Annotated in this window: 18 protein-coding genes; 15 read left to right on the top strand and 3 right to left on the bottom strand. The window is 60.3% G+C overall.

Annotation, left to right across the window (positions count from 1 at the left end; all coding sequences use genetic code 11):
* Nucleotides 1–2: 2 nt before the first annotated feature.
* The 10 genes from PV407_RS00205 (at nt 3) to PV407_RS00160 (ending at nt 9,851) form a co-directional block, all read left to right on the top strand.
* A complete protein-coding gene (locus PV407_RS00205; protein ID WP_332087827.1) occupies nt 3–890 on the top strand; it encodes a carbohydrate ABC transporter permease in 888 nt (295 codons plus the stop codon).
* A gap of 147 nt (nt 891–1,037) precedes the next feature.
* A complete protein-coding gene (locus tag PV407_RS00200) occupies nt 1,038–2,207 on the top strand; it encodes an alanine racemase (protein ID WP_332087826.1) in 1,170 nt (389 codons plus the stop codon).
* Nucleotides 2,208–2,246: 39 nt separating this feature from the next.
* A complete protein-coding gene (locus PV407_RS00195) occupies nt 2,247–2,639 on the top strand; it encodes a RidA family protein (RefSeq protein WP_332087825.1) in 393 nt (130 codons plus the stop codon).
* Nucleotides 2,640–2,643: 4 nt separating this feature from the next.
* Nucleotides 2,644–3,960: a M20 family metallopeptidase gene (locus tag PV407_RS00190; RefSeq protein WP_332087824.1), complete on the top strand. Its 1,317-nt coding sequence runs from the start codon at nt 2,644–2,646 to the stop codon at nt 3,958–3,960.
* Nucleotides 3,961–3,963: 3 nt separating this feature from the next.
* Nucleotides 3,964–5,442, top strand: a complete 1,479-nt coding sequence (locus PV407_RS00185; RefSeq protein WP_332087823.1) for a M81 family metallopeptidase — start codon at nt 3,964–3,966, stop codon at nt 5,440–5,442.
* 39 nt (nt 5,443–5,481) lie between these two features.
* Nucleotides 5,482–6,804, top strand: a complete 1,323-nt coding sequence (locus tag PV407_RS00180) for an aspartate aminotransferase family protein (protein ID WP_332087822.1) — start codon at nt 5,482–5,484, stop codon at nt 6,802–6,804.
* Nucleotides 6,801–7,559: an SDR family NAD(P)-dependent oxidoreductase gene (locus tag PV407_RS00175; RefSeq protein ID WP_332087821.1), complete on the top strand. Its 759-nt coding sequence runs from the start codon at nt 6,801–6,803 to the stop codon at nt 7,557–7,559. Before PV407_RS00180 ends, PV407_RS00175 begins: the two co-directional genes overlap by 4 nt.
* A 70-nt stretch (nt 7,560–7,629) precedes the next feature.
* Nucleotides 7,630–8,409 carry an IclR family transcriptional regulator gene (locus PV407_RS00170; protein WP_332087820.1) on the top strand — a complete coding sequence of 260 codons (780 nt, stop codon included), beginning with the start codon at nt 7,630–7,632 and terminating at the stop codon, nt 8,407–8,409.
* 256 nt (nt 8,410–8,665) lie between these two features.
* The gene (locus PV407_RS00165; protein WP_332087819.1) at nt 8,666–9,559 is read left to right on the top strand and encodes a fumarylacetoacetate hydrolase family protein; all 894 of its coding nucleotides are present in this window, start codon (nt 8,666–8,668) and stop codon (nt 9,557–9,559) included.
* 127 nt (nt 9,560–9,686) lie between these two features.
* Entirely contained in the window at nt 9,687–9,851 is a 165-nt protein-coding gene (locus tag PV407_RS00160; RefSeq protein ID WP_332087818.1) for a hypothetical protein, read from the top strand.
* Between the two features lie 205 nt (nt 9,852–10,056).
* Here PV407_RS00160 and trhA read toward each other — a convergent pair whose 3' ends face one another.
* Both trhA and PV407_RS00150 read right to left on the bottom strand, forming a co-directional pair.
* The gene (trhA, locus tag PV407_RS00155; RefSeq protein ID WP_332087817.1) at nt 10,057–10,704 is read right to left on the bottom strand and encodes a PAQR family membrane homeostasis protein TrhA; all 648 of its coding nucleotides are present in this window, start codon (nt 10,702–10,704) and stop codon (nt 10,057–10,059) included.
* A 131-nt stretch (nt 10,705–10,835) separates the two neighbouring features.
* Nucleotides 10,836–13,046, bottom strand: a complete 2,211-nt coding sequence (locus PV407_RS00150) for a HelD family protein (RefSeq protein WP_442951609.1) — start codon at nt 13,044–13,046, stop codon at nt 10,836–10,838.
* Between the two features lie 156 nt (nt 13,047–13,202).
* On the opposite strand from PV407_RS00150, the gene PV407_RS00145 reads away from it, so the two are divergent.
* The 4 genes from PV407_RS00145 (at nt 13,203) to PV407_RS00130 (ending at nt 17,179) form a co-directional block, all read left to right on the top strand.
* Nucleotides 13,203–14,471 carry an MFS transporter gene (locus PV407_RS00145; protein ID WP_332087814.1) on the top strand — a complete coding sequence of 423 codons (1,269 nt, stop codon included), beginning with the start codon at nt 13,203–13,205 and terminating at the stop codon, nt 14,469–14,471.
* 102 nt (nt 14,472–14,573) lie between these two features.
* Nucleotides 14,574–15,437: a sugar phosphate isomerase/epimerase family protein gene (locus PV407_RS00140; protein WP_332087813.1), complete on the top strand. Its 864-nt coding sequence runs from the start codon at nt 14,574–14,576 to the stop codon at nt 15,435–15,437.
* A gap of 18 nt (nt 15,438–15,455) precedes the next feature.
* Complete coding sequence (locus PV407_RS00135; RefSeq protein ID WP_332087812.1) at nt 15,456–16,322, top strand: MurR/RpiR family transcriptional regulator; 867 nt, start codon at nt 15,456–15,458, stop codon at nt 16,320–16,322.
* A 398-nt stretch (nt 16,323–16,720) separates the two neighbouring features.
* Nucleotides 16,721–17,179, top strand: a complete 459-nt coding sequence (locus PV407_RS00130) for a hypothetical protein (RefSeq protein WP_332087811.1) — start codon at nt 16,721–16,723, stop codon at nt 17,177–17,179.
* A 7-nt stretch (nt 17,180–17,186) separates the two neighbouring features.
* On the opposite strand, the gene PV407_RS00125 is transcribed toward PV407_RS00130, so the two are convergent.
* Nucleotides 17,187–18,128 carry a helix-turn-helix transcriptional regulator gene (locus PV407_RS00125; protein ID WP_332087810.1) on the bottom strand — a complete coding sequence of 314 codons (942 nt, stop codon included), beginning with the start codon at nt 18,126–18,128 and terminating at the stop codon, nt 17,187–17,189.
* Between the two features lie 179 nt (nt 18,129–18,307).
* Between PV407_RS00125 and PV407_RS00120 the strand changes: the two genes are divergently transcribed.
* The gene (locus PV407_RS00120) at nt 18,308–19,642 is read left to right on the top strand and encodes a DegT/DnrJ/EryC1/StrS family aminotransferase (protein WP_332087809.1); all 1,335 of its coding nucleotides are present in this window, start codon (nt 18,308–18,310) and stop codon (nt 19,640–19,642) included.
* The last annotated feature ends 3 nt before the right edge of the window (nt 19,643–19,645 follow it).

Genomic DNA, 19,645 nt, shown 5'->3' with positions numbered 1-19,645 from the left:
CTATGTCATTCATCCTTAAGAAAACGAAATCCGATTACGTCGTCGATTTTTTCATCTACTTGGCCATGACTTTGTTCGGCCTCGCAACCTTGTTCCCGCTTTACTACGTCATCGTCATGTCGATTACGCCGATCGCGGAGGTGCTCCGCAACGGCGGGTTCGTCATCTGGCCGAACGAAATTACGCTCGAGGCGTATAAATTCATTTTCAGCAGCAACCGGATTCCGACCGCGCTGTGGGTCACGATTCGGGTGACGGTCATCGGGACGTTCTGCAACCTGCTCGTCACGACGTTTCTCGCCTATCCGCTGTCGAAAAAGTTTTTGCCGGGACGCAATCCCGTCTTGATGGGAATCGTCTTCACGATGCTGTTTTCCGGCGGTCTCATTCCGCTTTATATCGTCGTCAAAGCGACGGGCTTGCTGAACTCGATCTGGGCGCTCATCATTCCGGGGCTCGTGTCGGCGTTCAACCTGCTCATCATGAAAACGTATTTCGAAAACTTGCCGGCGGAAATCGAAGAAGCGGCCAAAGTGGACGGCTGCGGCGACGTCCAGACGTTGTTCCGCATCGTCATGCCGCTGTCGATGCCGATTATCGCGACGCTCGGCCTGTTTTACGGGGTCGGCCATTGGAACGCGTATTTTGCCGGTATCATGTATTTGACCGACAAAGAATTGATGCCGATTCAGGTCGTCCTGCGGAACATGATCGTGACGCCGAGCGTCAGCTCGGAGCTGAACGTCAACGCCAGCGAAATCAATCAGCTGCCGCCGGAAACGATCAAGATGGCGACCGTCGTCGTCGCCACGCTTCCGATTTTGATCGTTTATCCGTTTTTGCAAAAATATTTCGTCAAAGGGATGTTGCTCGGTTCCGTCAAAGGATAATCGGCTATCCAGACATCGAGAAAGGGGCCGAGCGCCCCTTTTTTTCGTTACCATCTTGAAGAAGATTTCGTCCGGGAACGCGATTCGTTTTCGGTCGGAATCTTTTTTCTATTAAGAAAAACTTTTTCTTGATGTGAATAGTGCCCTATGTTACGATGGTCGCGAAAAGCGTTTCCGGCGAGCCAGCGGGAGCGCGTCAAACTATTCGGGGAGTGGATCGAAGCGATGCAGCAGTGGGATACTCCATCCGTCCTGATCGATCTGGACGTCTTGGACCGAAATTTGCGGGATACGGCGAATGCGGCGGCAAAGGCGGGCGTCAAGCTGAGGCCGCATACGAAGACGCACAAGAGCGTCTGGATCGCGAAGGAGCAGCTTCGTTACGGCGCGTCCGGCATTACGGTCGCGAAGCTCGGCGAAGCCGAGGTGATGGCGGAGGCGGGAATCGACGACATTTTGATCGCGTACCCGGTGTTCGGGGCGCCGAAGCTCGAACGTCTCGGGCGCCTGCTGGACAAAGCGAAAATTACGCTGAGCACGGACGATCTCGACGTGGCGCGCCGGCTATCCGCGTTCGGACAAAGCATCGGCCGCGACATTTTGCTTTATATCGACGTCAATACCGGCTTGAACCGGATGGGCAAAGAGCCGGGCGAACCGTCCGCCGAGCTCGTGAAGCGGATTTCCGACCTGCCGAACGTGCGGGTCACCGGACTGATGACGCATTCGGGACACGCCTACGGCTATAACGAGAGCGAGGCGATTCGCGAAGCGGCGAAGCGGGAGGCGGAAAGCTTGCTGCGGACGAAGCGGATCGTCGAGGAGTCGGGCATCGCGATCGAGGAAATCAGCGTCGGCTCGACGCCGACATCGAAGTTCGTCGCCGACGTGGCCGGAATCGGCGTGACGGAAATGCGTCCCGGCGCATACGTGTTCGGAGACGGCACGCAATGGTCGATGGGGCTGATCGGCTCCGACCGGCTGGCGATGTCGATCGTGACGACCGTCGTCGGCCGTCCGCGCCCGGGCACGATCATTATCGACGCCGGCTCGAAGACGCTGAGCAGCGACGTCAGCAAGTTCCATGCCGGCTACGGCCATATCGTCGGCCACGACGAAGCGGTCATCGAGCGGCTCAGCGAGGAGCACGGCATCGTCAGCGTCCCGGACAGCGGCAAGTTCGAGATCGGACAGCAGCTGCGCATCGTGCCGAACCATTGCTGCGTCGTCGCCAATTTGCACGACCGTCTCGCCGGCGTAAGAGGCGACCGGCTCGAGAAGTGGCTGTCCGTCGACGCCCGCGGGCAAGTCCGCTAGTCATCATTCATTTATTCATTCGAGAGGATGGGATCCGAAATGTCCAAAGAAATCAAAGCGCCGAACGCTCCGCAATTTCCGCTGCCGTTCTCGCACGCCCTGCGCGCGGGAGACTTCGTGTACGTCTCCGGTCAAGTCGGCGTCGATCCGCAAACGCGCGAAGTCGTCGGACCGACGATCGAGGAACAGACGGCGCAGTGCATCCGCAACATCGAAACGATTTTGCAAGCCGCCGGCTTGACGCTCGATCATGTCATCAAAGCGAACGCGCATTTGTCCAACGCGGCCGACATTCCCGCCTACAACAAAGTGTACGAAACGATGTTCGCGAAGCCGTACCCGACGCGTACGACGGTGCAAAGCGGAATCGGCAGCTATTTGATCGAAATCGACGTGATCGCTTATGCGCCGAGCCGCAGAGGAGAGGGCTGATTCGATGGACAGAAGCGCGATGTCGGGACGGATCGGGCGATGGATCGAGGAGCACAAGGCGGAATCGGCCGCCTTGGCCGCCGACATGGTCCGCATTCCGAGCGTCAACCATCCGCCCGTCGGAAATGAAGCCGCTTACCAGTTATTTTTTGCCGAACGGCTGCGCGAGCTCGGTAGCGACGTAACCGTTTACGCTTTGGACGACGTTCCCGGATTGACCGACCATCCCGCGTTTATGAAAGGCCGGCAGTATGCGAATCGGCCGAACGTGCACGGACGGTTCGCGGGAAGCGGGGGCGGCCGCTCGCTCGTCTTTTCCGGCCATGCGGATACCGTCTACGAAGGCGTGGAGCCTTGGCAGGACGGGCCGTTCGAAGGTGCGATCCGCGACGGCAAGCTGTTCGGACGCGGCTCCTACGATATGAAAGGGGGCATGGCCGCCGCACTGGAAGCGGTCCGATGCTTGAAGGAGTCGGGCATACGGCTCCGCGGCGACGTCTATATCGAAAGCGTCGTCGACGAGGAGCACGGCGGGGCGAACGGAACGCTGGCCGGCCGGCTGATGGGCGTCAACCCCGATATGGCGATCATTCCGGAGCCGACGAATCTCGTTCCGTACCCGGCGCACCTCGGCGGCGGCATATGGAAGGCGGAGTTTTCCGGCAAAAGCGGAATCGGCTTCAACGGCGAAGAGCTCGTCAGCGCGCTCGACGCGACCGTTTCGTTCGCCATGCTGCTGCAGAAGTTCGGATCGAGGCTGAACGAGCTCGTGAAGCCGCATCCGTTTTGGAGCGATTCGGGGCGCGGCCTGGAGGTCGTCGTGCTGTCGATCGTTTCGGGCGATACGCGGCGCGAGCTGCAGGAGAAGCTGCCGGCCGACGGCAAGCTGAACTTTTGGATCGAAGGCTATCCGGGCATAACCGGCGCGCAACTGCTCGACATGCTTTGGGCGTTTTACGAAAGCGAGCTGCCGAATTATCCGATTTTGGCGAAATGCAAGCCGCGCATCTCGCCGCTCATTCGCTATTTGGACGGCAGCGAGATGAAAGCGGGCGAGCCGACCGACCGGTTTCTCGAAACGGTGAAGCGGTCCGGCGCGCTCGCGCTCGGACGCGAGCCGGCGAAGCCGACCGGATCGCCGTTCGCGTGCGACGGGTTTATGTTCAATCTGCACAGTCCGACGCCGGCGCTACTTTTGGGACCGTCGGGCGCCAACGCGCACGCCGCGGACGAATATATGGATTTGGACAGCTATTACGGGCTGATTCGCTGGTTTGCGGAAATCATGATCGATTGGTGCGCAGCGGAAGGGGACTTGTAACTCATGGTGGAACGGGGTAATCATCGTCCGAAATCGATCGGCGTCATCGGCGTCGTTCACGAAACGAATACGTTCGCGCCCGGAACGACGGGGCTGGATGCGTTTCGGAGCAGCTGGGTCGTCGGAAAAGAAGCGTTCGTCGACCGGTACGCCGGAACGAAAACGTCGATGGGCGGCGTCATCGACGCCGCCGCGGAGCTCGGGCTGGAGCTGCGGCCGGGCTTCTATACGCAAGCGACGCCGAGCGGGATGGTCGAGGACGAGGCGTTCGAGCGGATCGCGGACGGCTTGGCCGATTCGATCGCGGCGGACATCGACGGGCTTGTCGTCATTTTGCACGGCGCGATGGTCGCGCAGTCTTATCCGGACGCCGAAGGCGAAATATTGCGGCGGGTGCGGGCCAAAGTCGGAGACGGCTTCCCGGTCGCCGTCACGCTCGACCTGCATGCGAACATCAGCCCGGAGATGGTGGAGCGCTCCGATCTGATCGTCGCCTACGATACGTACCCGCACATCGACATTTACGAACGGGCGGTCGAAGCGACGCATTTGCTCCACGACTATTTGCACGGCCGCATCAAGCCGGTGCAAAAGCTGTTTCATACCCGGATGCTGGTCGCGCCGCAGGCGATGCTGACCGATTCCGGCGTCATGAAAGAAATGATGGATCTCGCCTTCGCCCTCGAGAAGGAGGACGGCGTCCTGAATATTTCGGTCGCGGGAGGGTTCCCGTACAGCGACGTCGAAGACGCCGGCATGACGTTCGTCGTCACCGTCGACGGCGACCCGGCTTTGGCGGACCGATGCGGCGAGCGGCTGGTCGCCGCCGCCTGGGAGCGGAGGGAGCGGTTCGTCGTCAAGCAGGCCGGAGCGGCGGAAGCGGTCGAGCTGGCCGTTCGCCGGGCGGAAGGCCCGGTCATTTTGATCGAAAGCTCCGACAACGTCGGGGGAGGCTCGCCGGCCGACGCGACGCACTTGCTGCCGCATTTGCTCGCCGCCCCGAAAAAAAGCCTGATTGTCATTTGCGATCCGGAGGCGGTCCGGCTGGCCGCGAAGCTCGGGGTCGGGGCGCGCTTCAGCTGCGCGATCGGCGGCAAAAGCGACGGGCTGCACGGCAGCCCGGTTCCGGTCGAGGGCAACATCCGGACGCTGTTCGACGGCGAATACAGGCACGTCGGCGCCTATATGACCGGGCAGTACGCCCGGATGGGGCTGACCGCCGTCGTCGAATGCGGAAACGTGACGGTCATATTGACCGAGGAGCGGGTCGCGCCGTGGGATCCGGGCCATTACCGGTCCGTCGGTCTGTACCCGGAGCAGTTCCACATGATCGTCGTGAAGGCGGCCATCGCATGGCGCACCGCATACGGCGACGCGGCGAAGCATACGATCGAGGTCGACACGCCGGGATGCTGCACGGCCAACTTGCACCGCTTCCGCTACGAGGCGCTGCGGCGGCCGATTTATCCGCTCGATCGGTAACGAAGCGATTGACGGCAACAGGAGAGGAGATTGAAAACGATGAGAACGTTCGAAAAGTCGCGGGCGAAGCTTGCGGAAGCGAAGCAGGTGCTGGCGGGAGGCGTGGCCAGCACGCTGCGGGGCTCGATGAAGCCGACGCCGCTTTACGTGGAATCGGCCTCGGGCGTTACGGTCAAGGACGTCGACGGCAACGAATATATCGACTACCAGCTTGCGTACGGTCCGCTCATCCTCGGACACGCGCATCCGGGCTTCAACGAAAAGGTGAGCCGGGCGATGGCCAAAGGCATTACGTACGGGCTGCAGCACGACGGCGAAATCGAGCTGGCGCGACGGCTGACCGAGCTGCTGCCGTGCGCGGATAAAGTCGTGCTGAGCGGCTCCGGCACGGAAGCGGTCATGCTCGCGCTGCGGCTGGCGCGCGCGTATACGGGCAAACGGAAGGTCGTCCGATTCCACGGCCATTATCACGGCTGGTCGGACTCGATCTTTACGTCGTTTCCGAGTCCGGACATGATGCAGAAGGCGACGTCCGCCGCGGCGGACAGCGTCCCTCCCGGCACGAAGGGGCAAAGCGAGCAAAGCTTGTCGGATATCATTTTGCTGCCGTGGAACGAGCCGGATACGCTCGAAGCGGCGCTGCGGGCGCATGCGGGTGAAATCGCCGCCGTCATTTCCGAGCCGGTCATGTGCAACTCGGGCTGCATCATGCCGCTGCCGGGCTATTTGGAGCGCATTCGCGAGCTCACTCGCGAGCTGAACATCGTGTTCATTATGGACGAAGTCATTACCGGCTTCCGTCTGAGCCCGGGCGGCGCGCACGCGCGCTTCGGCATCCTCCCGGACCTCGTTACGGTCGGGAAGGCGCTCGGCGGCGGCATCGCGGTCAGCGCGGTCGGAGGGCGGAAAGAGCTGTTCGAGCTGATCGATTCGGAGCAGGTGAGCCATCTCGGCACGCTGAACGGGAACGGCGTAGCGACCGCGTCCGCGCTTGCCGTGCTCGAGCTGTTGACCGAGAACGATGCCGCCGTTTATGGTAAAATGGAAAGCAATATGATCCGGCTTGCGGAAGGGATCCGCTCCTTGCTGGCGAAGCGCGGCGTTCGCGGCGTCGTCAACCAGATCGGCCCCGTATTCCATTTCATGTTCATCGATGAAGACGTAGTCGCGCATTTCGATACGTTCCAGAAGCGCGACTCGGCGAAATACGCCAAATTCGCCGAGCTGATGCTGCACGAAGGCGTGCTCGTCCGTCCGAACGGATTGTGGTACGTGTCCGCCGTTCACGAAACGTCCCATATCGACGCGACGCTGCAGGCGATCGACCGCGTGCTCGTCCGCATGACGGAGGGGAACCGATGAGGCTCGCAGGCAAAGTCGCGCTCGTCACGGGCGGATCGCACGGCATCGGCCAAGCGGTGGCGATCCGGTTCGCGCAGGAAGGAGCGAAGGTCGCGCTGTGCGGCCGGGGCAAAGCGGCGCTCGACGAAACGGTGCGCCAAATCGAGGAAGCCGGGGGAACGGCGCTGGCGTTCGAGGCCGACGTCTCCGACAAAACGCAGGTCGACCGGATGATCGACGGGATTGCGGAGCGTTGGGGGCGGCTCGATATCGCGGTCAACAACGCCGGCATTTGCGAAGTGGCGCCGTTTCTGAACATTACCGAGGACCAATGGGACCGGCATATGAACGTCAATTTGAAGGGCGCGTTTCTCGTCAGCCAGCGGGCGGCCCGGGAGATGGTGAAGCGGGGAACCGGCGGCTCGATCATTCAAATGTCGAGCGTCAACGGCCTGCTCGCCGAAGCGGAGCAGGCGCATTACAACACGACGAAGGGCGGCATGATCAACCTGGCGATGTCGATGGCGCTGGAGCTGGCGGAGCACGGCATTCGCGTGAACGCGCTTTGCCCGGGCTTCATCGAAACGAGGCTGACGAAGCCGCTCATCGACAATCCGCCCGCGATCGCCGATTATTTGCGCACCGTGCCGATGAAGCGGGTCGGGCAGCCGGAGGAAATCGCGGCGGCCGCGCTGTTCCTCGCCTCGGACGAAGCGTCCTACGTAACGGGTACGTCGATGGTCGTCGACGGCGGCCAAGTGATCAAGCTTTCGTAAGCAGGGCCGAAGGCGCGCCGCGCCGCCGTCGAGCGTTTCGCGTAAGCCGGCGCCCGGAAAGGGGAAAGAGATGAAAGAGACCGAAAAACAAACCGCAACCGTAAAATCCGCCGACCGGGTGCTCGACATATTCGAACTGTTTGCCGAGCGGCGCGAGCCGATCAATTTGACCGAGCTGTCCCGGGAGCTGGACATGCCGGCCAGCAGCGCCCACAAGCTGCTGCAAAATTTGCTCGCGCGCGGCTATCTCGAATCCGACAAGCAAGGAAAAACGTTCCGCCTCGGCTACAAGCTGTTCGAAATCGGCAGCAAATACGCCCAACGCACCGACCTGGCCAGCGAATTCCAGCTGGCCGCGCAAAAAATCGTCGACGAGCTGAACGAGTCCGTATTTTTGACGATCCGCAACGGCGAAATGGCTCTATATATCGCGGAAAAGCAGAGCACCCACCCGGTTCGCTTCGTCTCCCATCTCGGCATGCAGCTGCCGCTTCATGCGACGGCGATGGGAAAAGTGCTGCTCAGCGGAATGACCGACGAAGAGATCGCGAAGCTGTACCCGGATCGTCAGCTCGGCAGGCTGACGGACACGACGATCACCGACTTCGGGGAGCTGATGCGGCAAATCGGGCAAATTCGCCGGGACGGCATCGGCTACAGCATGGGCGAATCGGTTCACGGCATACGGTGCGTGGCCGCTCCGGTCATCGGGGCGCAGCGGCAAATCGCGGCCGCGCTCGGCGTCTCGATCCCGGTGGCGAGATGGGAGCCGGCGCTGTGGGAGCGGGTCGAGCAAGCGGTCGCGCAGGGCGCCAAAGAAATGAGCACGAAGCTGTACTATGTTCCGTAACGCATTCGAGGCCCGGGCATATTCACGGAATCGTAACATATGGCGAAAAATATCGTTTACAGGCCGACCGTTCTTCGCTACCATATAGATTGGACCCGGCTTGGACCCGATTACTTCGATCGGGACAGAGGGAAAAACGACAACCGACATAACACGCAATTCGGCTGTTCCATACGGCGCGCTTTTCGGTTTTCGGACAACTTCCGGACGAGCGCCGGTCGGACAGCCCTTTTGCCAAAACGGGGAGGAACCAACGGTGAAACTCGTCACCATCCAACTGAACAACGAGAACCATTTGGGCGTGAAAACCGATCGCGGCATTTTGAACGTAACGGCCGCAGCCCGTACGGGCAAAGGAAGCTCGCTCCCGGAAACGATCCACGAGCTGATCGAAGGCGGAGCGGCCGCCCGGCAGGCGGTCGAAGCGTACGTGCGCGAAGCGGAGGCGGATTCCTCCGCATGGCTCGACGCCGCTTCGGTCGTTTACGGACCGTGCGTTACCCGTCCGGAAAAAATCATTTGCGTCGGCTTGAACTACCGGAAGCATGCGGAAGAAACGAACGCGAAAATTCCGGAGTACCCGATCCTGTTCAACAAGTTCAACAATACGCTGAACGGTCACGGCCACGACGTCGAGCTGCCGGTAACCTCGAAGGAAGTCGATTACGAGGCCGAGCTCGCCATCGTGATCGGCCGCAAGACGAAGCACGTGAGCGAGGAGCAGGCGCTGGACAGCGTGTTCGGATATTGCACCGCCAACGACTTGTCCGCGCGCGATTTGCAGCTTCGCACGAACCAATGGATGCTCGGCAAAGTGTGCGACGGCTTTACGCCGCTCGGGCCGACGCTCGTGACCGCGGACGAAATCGCCGATCCGAACAATTTGCGGATTTCCTGCACGGTCAACGGGGTGCAGCGGCAAAACTCCAATACGTCCGACATGATTTTCAACTGCAAGCAAATTATCAGCTATATTTCCCGGCATTTTACGCTCATGCCAGGAGACGTCATTTTGACCGGAACGCCGGAAGGCGTCGTGCTCGGCTATCCGCCGGAGAAGCGCGTCTACCTGCAGCCGGGCGACGTCGTCACGGTCGAGATCGAGAAGCTCGGCAGCATTACGAACAAAATGGTCGCCGAAACCGTATAAGACGGTCCGAACGCGGCGGCAACAGCAAAGAAAGCGCCTTCTTGCGGAGGTGCTTTCTTTCGTTTTCCGGCATATATATGGTAGCGAACGATCGCGCACGACGAATCCGGAAGGAGACGATGTTCCCGTGGTTGCGTTTCTGCTGCTGATGCTTGGCTGTTTCGCGTTTTTCGGCGCCGTCATCGCGCTCATTTACCGCTGGATTCAAAAAGACACGTACGAATACGACATGGAATTCGTCTGGGATCGCTATACGGCGACGCTGGAGGGGATGGGGTTCAGGAAGGGCTAGGCGGCGTCATGTTTCGGTCGGAGCCGTTGATTCGAACCTGAACCGATGCCGAATATCGTCGAGTTGGCGGTCGCTTTAAAAATGAGGTTCCCATTTAGCCGGATTTTCTCCAGATCTTTGAAAAGGAACGGCACATAAAAAGCCGTCGGCTCATCGCAAGCCGTCGGCTTTTTTCAACGGCGCCGAACGGCGCCTGAAACGGCTGTCACGCCGCCGTCCCCGGCATCGGCAGCACGTAAAACAAAATCGCGATGAAGTGGCAGACGCTGCCGCCGATGACGAACGTATGCCAGATGGCATGATGGTACGGAATTTTGCGCCACAGGAAGAAGACGGTGCCGACCGTATACAGCAGGCCGCCGCCGACAAGCCAGAGCAGGCCGTTCCAGGGCAGCTGCTCGTACAGCGGCTTGATGGCGAACACGATCAGCCAGCCCATGGCGATGTAGAACAGGGTGGACAGCATAATGAACTTGTTGGCGAAATACGCCTTGAATGCGATGCCGGCCGCGGCGAGCCCCCAGATGATGCCGAAAATCGTCCAGCCGAGCGGTCCGCGCAGCGTCACGAGCAAAAACGGGGTGTACGTGCCGGCGATCAGCAAATAAATGGCGGAGTAATCGAGTATTTCGAAAATATCTTTCACTCTGCCTTCGCGGAAGCTGTGCAGCAGCGTGGAGCACGTATATAGCAGCACGAGCGTCGTGCCGAAAATGCTGAAGCTGACGATATGCCAAACGTCGCCGTGCAAGCAGGCGAAAATAACCAAAACGGCGAGCGCCGCGGCGCTCAGCATCGCGCCGATGCCGTGGCTGACCGCGTTCGCGATTTCTTCGCGTATCGAATATCTCATAACCGACCCCCGGAGTTCATACTGATGCTTCCATTGTAGCGCATATGCGGAGGAAACGGCAAATACGCTTAGGGGACCGTTCCGATCGCCCTAAGCGTCTTATCGTAGTGCCGCCGGCTCGAACCGGCGTTTCAAGCATCGATAACTTTTGCGAATTCGCCGTCCGCTCCCGCCGCGAGCGGCGACGGCGAGCCGGAATAAAGCACCCACAAGTCGTGCAGGGCGCGGGTGCAGCCGACGTACATCAGCTTGGCGTCGTGCTCGTTCGCGCCGTAATGGTCGCGGTCCGCATCGATCAGCACGACCGCGTCGAATTCGAGCCCTTTGGCCAAATAGACGGGGACGACGGACAAGCCGCCCTCGTACTTGTGCTGCGCGGCGTCGATCAGGACGGCGGATACGTCCGCGTGCAGCAGCGCCGTATGCAGCTCGCGGCATTCGCGCTCGGTGCGGCCGATGACGGCGATCGTCGAGGCGGGGCCGCTTTTCAGCTTGCTCAGCACCCGAACGATCGTATCGACGCGTTCGTCCGGATCGTGCCGCAGCACCTTCACTTTATCGCCGCTGCGGAAGACGGGCACCGCCTGCATCGCGCCGGGCACGCCGGCGGCGAGCACGCCGTTCGCGAACCGGATAATTTCCATCGTCGACCGGTAGCTGCGTTCCAATTGGAAAAAGGCGCGCGCCTGAGCATCGAACAGCTGCAAAAATTCGTCCCACGAGCGGATTCCTTTATACGCGTGAATGCCTTGGGACAAATCGCCCAAAATCGTAAACGAGCCGCTGCGCGCGTGACGGTTCAGCAAAGCGACCTGAAACGGCGAAAAGTCTTGCGCTTCGTCGATGACGATATGATCGAACATTCGTTCCCCTTCGATGCCGTACATCCGGTCATGAATGAGCAGAAGCGGCGCCAAGTCTTCGGGAAACAGCTTGTTTTTCCCGAGCGTCTTCGCCGATTCCTCCGCAACCGGAGCCGGGATCGCCAGCTCCGGCAGCTGTCTTGCCGCGGGGGCGCCGGCCGGGGCAGGGAACAGCGAACGGTAAAACTCGAAAGGCGTTTCCGACGGCCACGACTTCATATACGCTTTCAGCTTTTGCGCCGCTTTTTTCTTCCGGTCCTTGCGAACGTTCGGGTCGCGCGTTTCGCCGAGCTCCATCTCGATCCATCGTTTGATTCTCGCCTCGACGCGCTCTTTCCGCTTCATCACCGGATAGTGGCGATATTCGCCGTAAAACCATTCGCCGACGCTGCGCGCGGGAAGCTTCCCGCCGGGCCACGGCTCGAAATCTTCGATCGGCACGAAACGGTCCTCGTATTCGTTCAGCGCGGCTTCGATCGCCCGCATAAACCGGATCGACCCTTTAAACCGGCCGGGCGCCTCGTCGTCGATCGCCGGCTTGTCGGCGCCGTAGGCGAACAAGCGCTCCCTTCGTTCCGTTTCGTCCGCCGGCGTCAGCTTGCCGCCGATCGTCCCGAGCGCCCAATCCTCGAACGTCGTTTGCCCGATATGGCCGACTCCGAGCTCCGGCAGCACCGAAGAAATGTAGTCGAGAAACATCCGGTTCGGCGCGAATATGATCATTTTTTCGGCGCGGATTTGGTCCCGGTATTGATATAGCAAGAAGGCGAGCCGGTGCAGCGCGACGGTCGTCTTGCCGCTGCCGGCCACCCCCTGGATGACGAGCGCCGCATTTTTCGCGGAACGTATAATTCGATCCTGCTCGGCCTGAATCGTCGAAACGATGTCGCGCAGCTTGTTGTCCTTGTTCTCGCCGAGCCGGTACAGCAAAAATTCGTCGGTCACGGCGGGATTGTCGCCGTTCCGGTCGTACGTGTCCACGACCCGCTGCAACAATTGCTTGCGGATGACGAGGTTGCGCTTCAAATAGACGAGCCCTTCGATGACGCCGTCCGGCGCTTCGTACGACGCGGGGCCGTCGCCGCCGGCGAACGAATAAAACAAGCTGGCCACCGGGGCGCGCCAATCGATGACGAGCGGCTCGCCGGTCGTTTCGTTGTCGACTCCGAATTTGCCGATATACAGCCTGCGCGGGGCATCTTCGCCGGTTTCGCCGAAATCGAGCCGGCCGAAGTACGGCTCGTCCACGGCGCCGGCCAAATTGCGGCGCGCGTTTTCGCGAATCGATTCGAGCACCTGCTCGGTCAAGTTGTCGCCGAAGTAGCGCGGCACCGCCTGCAGCTCCTTCAGCTTGCGGTCGATCCAGCCCGAGATGCGGTCCAGCTTTTCCGATTCCTCTTGATAGGCACTTTGAATATCCAATTCAGTTACCTCCAGGCGGTTGAATGGGTGATGCGTCCACGAAAAACAGATATTCATAGTACCATACGGCGCCGCAAAAAGAAAATCCGACTTTCGTTATAGCGGAACTGTCCGGCCGCAAACAAAAATCGCCGGAGATCGCTATTGAACATTTCGCCGATTCCGCTACAATGAATCATATTGCGAACGCAAACGAACGGATGGAGGATCGATGTGAATCGGCTGCTGCTCATGGGATGCATCTGTTACGTATTGACCGGCTTTACGCTCGTCATCGTCGGCTCGGCGCTGCCGGAGCTGCTCGCCTTTTACGGGAAAGGCTACGACGACGGAGGGCTGCTCGTCTTCGTCCAGTTCGTCGGCTTGCTGTGCGGCGTGCTCAGCATGCCCTCGCTGATCCGGCTCGCGGGGCGCAGACGGACGATCGTCGCCGGTTTGCTTTGCCTGTCGGTCGAAACTTTGTTCCTGCTCGCGCCGCCATGGGAGGCGACGCTGCCGATTTTGTTCGTCGCCGGCTTCGGCGCAGGCCTCGTGGAATCGAGCATCGGCGCGCTCGTGCTTCTCGCCGCCGCGGACCGTCCGGCTTCGGCGATGAGCAAGCTGGAGGTGACGTTCGGGCTGGGGGCGCTCGCGATGCCGTTTCTCGTCAGCCTGCTCATCGCGAAGCAGGCGTGGATATACGCGTTTCCCGTGCTGGGGCTCAGCTCCCTGCTCGTTTCCGTCGCATGGATGGTTTTGTCGTTCGGACCGCTTGACGGACCGCTCCGGCAAAAGGGAAACGCCGCAACCCGCGAGCGCGCGAGCGGCGTAGACACGGACGGGCTTTGGCGTCCCGACGCCGAACCAACCGCCGCCGCCGCGGCTCCGGCCGGCGAAAAAAAGCGCGCCGGGGGCGGCGGCCTGTACGTCTTTTTGCTGTGCGCCTTGTTCTTCTCGCTGTACGGCGGGTCCGAAGCGTCGCTCATCCACTTTCTGCCCTCCGTCTTTATGGAAGACCGGCACGCCTCCGCGTCCGTCGCTTCGCTCGTCGTCAGCGTTTATTGGACCGGCATGGTCATCGGCCGGGCGGTTACCGGCGTGCTGGCCGACCGGTTCGGGTATTACCCGTTTCTGCTCGCCTCGACGGGGGGCGCCGCCGTCATGCTGGCGCTGCTCGCCGCGGGAGGCGGGCTGCAGGTCGGCTTCGCGCTCGTATTTTTCGTCGGGCTGTTCATGTCCGGAATGTTCGCGATCGCCCTCATCTTCGCCAACCGGCAGCTGCCGGGACGAACGGACCGGACGACGAGCCTGCTTATGGCCGTCAACGGGCTGGGCGGGGCGCTGTTGCCGTACGCGGCGGGCTGGACGATGGAGACGTTTCCCGTCAAGGCGACGGTATGGCTGCTGGCGGGCAGTCTCGGAACGATGCTGCTGTTTCTCGTTTTCGCGCGCGAAAACGCCTTTTCGACCCTGTTTAGGCGGAGGACGGCCGGAAAGCGGTAGCGGCGGGGCCGCCGGATGCGAGGCAAAAAAATGGCAGACAAACCGGCATGGTCCGGTTACAATGAATAGGGAGCAGCACACCATTCGGGAGGGATTTCCATTATGAAAATCGGAGTAAGTACGTATAGCTTGTCGAGAGCGATGAACGCGGGAGAATTCGACGTCTTGGGCGCCATTCAATGGATCGCCGACAACGGCGGCCAACATGTCGAGATCGTGCCGATCGGCTTTTCCTTGGAGCAGGACCCGGCATTAACCGACGCGATCGTGAGCAAGGCGGCCGAAGTCGGCATCGAGATTTCCAACTACGCGATCGGCGCCAAATTCATCGATCTGGACGAAGCCGGATACCGTGCCGAAATCGAGCGCGTCAAAAAGCACGTCGACGTGGCGAACCGGCTCGGCGTGAAACGGATGCGCCACGACGTCGCGTCGCGTCCGATTCCGGAAACGGGAACGGCCCGTTTCGAAGCCGACTTCGACGTGATCGTCAAAGCGTGCGTCGAAATCGCCGAGTATGCCGAGCAGTACGGCATCGTGACGAGCATCGAAAATCACGGCTTCCTCGTGCAGGCGACCGAACGCGTGCACCGGATTATCGAAGCGGTGAACCGTACGAACTTCCGCCACACGATCGACATCGGCAACTTCCTGTGCGCGGACGAAAATCCGGTTTCGGCCGTCAAAAAGAGCATGCCGTACGCGTCGATGGTTCACTTCAAGGACTTTTACGTGCGTCCTTCGTACCGGAATCCGGGCGACGGCTGGTTCCGCTCGACCAGCGGCACCTATTTGCGCGGCGCGGTCGTCGGCCAAGGCGACATCGACATGTACGAGGTTGTCCGCATCGTGAAAGCTTCCGGGTATGACGGTTACATCTCCATCGAATTCGAAGGCAAGGAAGAATGCAAATGGGGGACGAAGACGGCTCTCGACAATGCGATCCGAATTTGGAACGAAGTGTAAGCCGAGCGAAGATCTCCTATGAAACAGACGAAAATTCCCGACTTGAACAATACGCTGCTGAAAATATCGAGCATTTACACGTCGCTGACGAAATCCGAGCAGAAGGTGGCCGACGTCGTCATGAAGGAGCCGGCGGCGGCCGTCTTCTATACGATCACCGACTTGTCGGAGAAGGCGGGCGTCGGCGAAACGTCGGTCATCCGGTTTTGCCGCAAGCTCGGCTTCAAAGGCTATCAGGAATTCAAGCTGTCCGTCGCGCAAAACTTGTCGACGCCTTCGCAAAACATTCACGGCAACATTCAGGACGATGACGAGCTGACCGTCGTCGTGAAAAAGATTAGCGCCATGAACGCGCAAAATATCGAAAACACGACGACGCTGCTGGACGAGGACAGTTTGCGCAAGGCGATCGCGATCATTCGCGAGGCGAACAAGCTATATTTTTTCGGCGTCGGATCGTCCGGCATCACCGCGCTCGACGCCAAATACCGGTTCATGCGGCTCGGCTACGACTGTTCGTCCGAGAACGACGCCCACATTATCGCGATGAACGCGGCGCTGCTGAACCGGGGCGACGTCGTCGTCGGCATTTCCACGTCGGGCAGCACGAAAGACCTCGTCGACGCGATGGAAATCGCGAAGGGAAGAGGGGCTCGCATCGTCTGCCTGACGAGCCATGCCCGGTCGCCGATCACGCAGTTCGCCGACGTCGTGCTGCTGACCGCGTCCAAGGAAAGTCCGTTGCAGGGCGGCTCGTTTTCGTCGAAGCTGTCGCAAATTCATGCGCTTGACGTGCTGTCGACCGCGGTCGCGCTCGGATCGAAGGAGCGGACGTACGAGGCGCTCGAGATGACGGCGAAAGCGGTATTGGACAAGCTGTATTGACAATATGGTCGGCGTGAAGGAAAAGCGCACTGCTCGTTTCATACGAGAGTGCGCTTTTTTTATTCTACAGCAAAGGGATAGCGGTCTTATGGACCCCTTCTTATTATCGGAAAACGCATTTTCGAGAAAATAGCGGATGTTTGGGACGCTTGTTTTCTCCGAAATCGACCGAAATCGTCTCCGCGTTGCGATAACTGCTATTTCGAGTCAACTGGCGGAATCCGGCTTCGCAACCATACGTTTGCATAAATAGATTAAACCATATGATCTATTCCAATTCCTGTATTTACCTATTATAGTAACAGTATTCTAATAAGTTGCGGGAGGTGACTCCATGCCGGTTCATTAAATCAAGCCATTTCGGAATCATGAAGCGAAGCGGGGGAGGTGCGATAAAATTGAAAATCGTTCGTATTACGGTCGTTTCGCTGCTTTTGCTGTGGTTCGCCGTCCTCGTCGTGCACGCCGCTCAAATCGCGCTGAAACGGAAAGCCGCCGAAATGAGAACGACGTCGTTTCTGATGGCGATGCAGGCGCAGCGCTTCGACCTCGCGTCGGAGCGGTATGCGGGCGAGATCGATACCGAGCGGCTGGAACGTCTTCACGACGATGGTTTTCGGCTCGTGTCGTATTCGGCGGTGAAAGCCGAGTACGACGACGGCTGCGTATGCGGCGGACATGCCGATCTGACGTTCGAGGCGAACGGCAAGCCGCTGCACGCGACCGCCGTATTCACGGTCGGCAGCGGCTATAGACCGAAGCAGGTATGCGTGTTGACTCCTTCCGGCAGCGAGCGCGGCCCGATTCCCGAGCTGTCGGAGTGGAACATGCTCGTTTGCGGCGGCGATTCGTTCTGACGCGGCTTTACTTGCCGGATTCCTTGCGGTCGCGCATCGCGCTGCGGAACTCGCTCGCCGTCCGTCCGTGCTGCTCGCGGAACGCCCGCGCGAACGTGCGGAACGAATCGAAGCCGGCCGCCGCCGCGATGTCGGTGACCGACATGTTCGTATGCAGCAGCATCGTAACGGCGCTGTCCATCCGCAGCTGGCGGACGTATTCGTGAAACCGTTTGCCCGTATGCTCCTTGAACGAGCGGCTTATATGCGGCACGCTGTAATGGAATCGGTGGGCCAGCTCCTCGAGCGTAATTTTCTCGGAATAGTGCAAATGGACGTACTGCAGCAGCGGCGACATCCGGATCGTTCCGCCCGGCTCGCCCGCCGCGTCGCACGACGGGGCTCCGCCATTTCCGGCGCGAATGAACAGCAGCATCGCTTCGCTCAGCTTGATTCGGATCATGTGCCGTTTGCCGGGGCCGTCCGGCATCGCGTATTCCTCGCGAAGCAGCTCGAGCGTCGTCCGCATCCGCTCCGCCCCCGCTTCGTCGAATTCGACGAACGACGGCGCCGACGTGCCGATCGCGTAGACGAGCCGGGAAAACTCCGCATCCTCGCGATCCCCGAACAGCAGTTGCAAATCGAACATGCAGCGGTATTTGCGCATCGTTTGCCCGGGGTCGCTTTCCAGCATGTGCATATGGTGAGGGAGCAGAAACGAAGCCGTTCCGGGGCGAATGCGGTGCGTCACGCCGTTGATCGACTCCGTGCCGGTCCCTTCGACGAAATAGGACAGCTCCGCATAATCGTGGTGGTGCAGCGGCGAGCCGGTCAAAGTGCCGATATTGATGAAAAAGCGATGCCGCCCGTCCGCCGCCGCCGGCAGTCCGCCGATATGCTCCTGATATTCCGGAAATATTTTTTTCGTCACCGACCGTTCCCCCGTCCAAAAGCTTCCGATCGAAACCATTCCCAACCGTCCGCCGCGATAAAAAATGGCATATTACGATGGCGGTAATGTCATATGCGTTCCTCATCTTTATTATATAGTTACTTACGAGAAAGGAAAGTACCGCCCGTATAACGGCGTTACCCGCCTGTCGGATAAAGTTCCGGCCGGCCAGAACCAGGGTAAAGGAGAGAACGATCATGATCGGAACGGAAAAGCTGTCTTTGTTCGGGGGACCGAAAGCGGTGCAGCTCGCGCCCGGCGATTTGTTCAAATGGCCGATCATCACCGAGGAGGACGAAGCGGCCGCCGTGCAGGTGCTTCGCGACGGCGCCATGTCCGGGACGGACATCACGCGCAAATTCGAGCAGGAGTTTGCCGCATGGCTCGGCATGGACTACGCGCTCGGCTTCAATAACGGCACGAGCTCGCTGCTCGGCGCGTTTTACGGCTGCGGAATCGGCGTCGGCGACGAAGTGATCTGCCCGAGCGTGACGTATTGGGCGTCCGCCTTGCCGGCTTACTCGCTGGGTGCGTCCGTCGTTTTCGCGGAAATCGACCCGGTTTCGCTTTGTATCGACCCGAACGACATCGAGCACCGCATCACCGATAAAACGAAAGCGATCGTCGTCGTCCATTATTTGGGCCATCCGGCCGACATGGACCCGATCATGGCGATCGCCAGAAAGCATAACCTGAAAGTGATCGAGGACGTATCGCACGCCCAGGGCGGCTACTACAAAGGACGCCGGGTAGGCACGATCGGCGACGTCGGCGCGATGTCGCTGATGGCGGGCAAGTCGTTCGCGATCGGCGAAGGCGGCATTTTCGTCACGAACGATCGGGAAATTTACGAGCGCGCCATCGCGTTCGGCCATTATGAGCGCTACAACGGGGACATTCAGACGGCGAACCTGCAGCCGTACGCCGGACTTCCGCTCGGCGGCTATAAGTTCCGGATGCATCAGGTGAGCTCCGCGGTCGGCCGCGTGCAGCTGAAATATTACGATCAGCGGATCGCCGAAATCGACAAGGCGATGAACTATTTCTGGGATCGGCTCGAAGGCGTGCCGGGTCTCCGGGCGCACCGTCCGCCGAAAGGCTCGGGCAGCACGATGGGCGGCTGGTATGCGACCCACGGCCATTACGTGCCGGAGGAGCTCGGCGGGCTGTCGGTCACCCGGTTCTGCGAGGCGGTTCGGGCGGAAGGCGTCGGCATCGCCCCGGGCTGCAACCTGCCGCTTCATCTTCACCCGCTGCAGCATGACGCGGACGTGTACGGCCACGGCAAGCCGACGATTATCGCGAACGCGGCGCGCGACGTGCGCCAGCCGAAAGGCAGCTTGCCGATATCCGAAGGGATCGCCGCCCGCGTCTATTCGCTGCCGTGGTTCAAGCATTTCCGTCCGGAGCAGATCGACCAATACGTCGAAGCGTTCCGCAAGGTGGCGCTCCAATACGAAGCTTTGCTTCCGGACGACAAAGGCAATCCCGAAAAGCTCGGCGGCTGGAACTTCTTCCGCCAGCAAGCGTAACCC

Origin of the sequence: Paenibacillus sp. GYB003, from assembly GCF_036577625.1 — a bacterium.
Taxonomy (GTDB): domain Bacteria; phylum Bacillota; class Bacilli; order Paenibacillales; family NBRC-103111; genus Paenibacillus_AB.
Note: the sequence above shows the minus strand (reverse complement) of the source record. Positions and strands in the feature narration are given on the sequence as shown.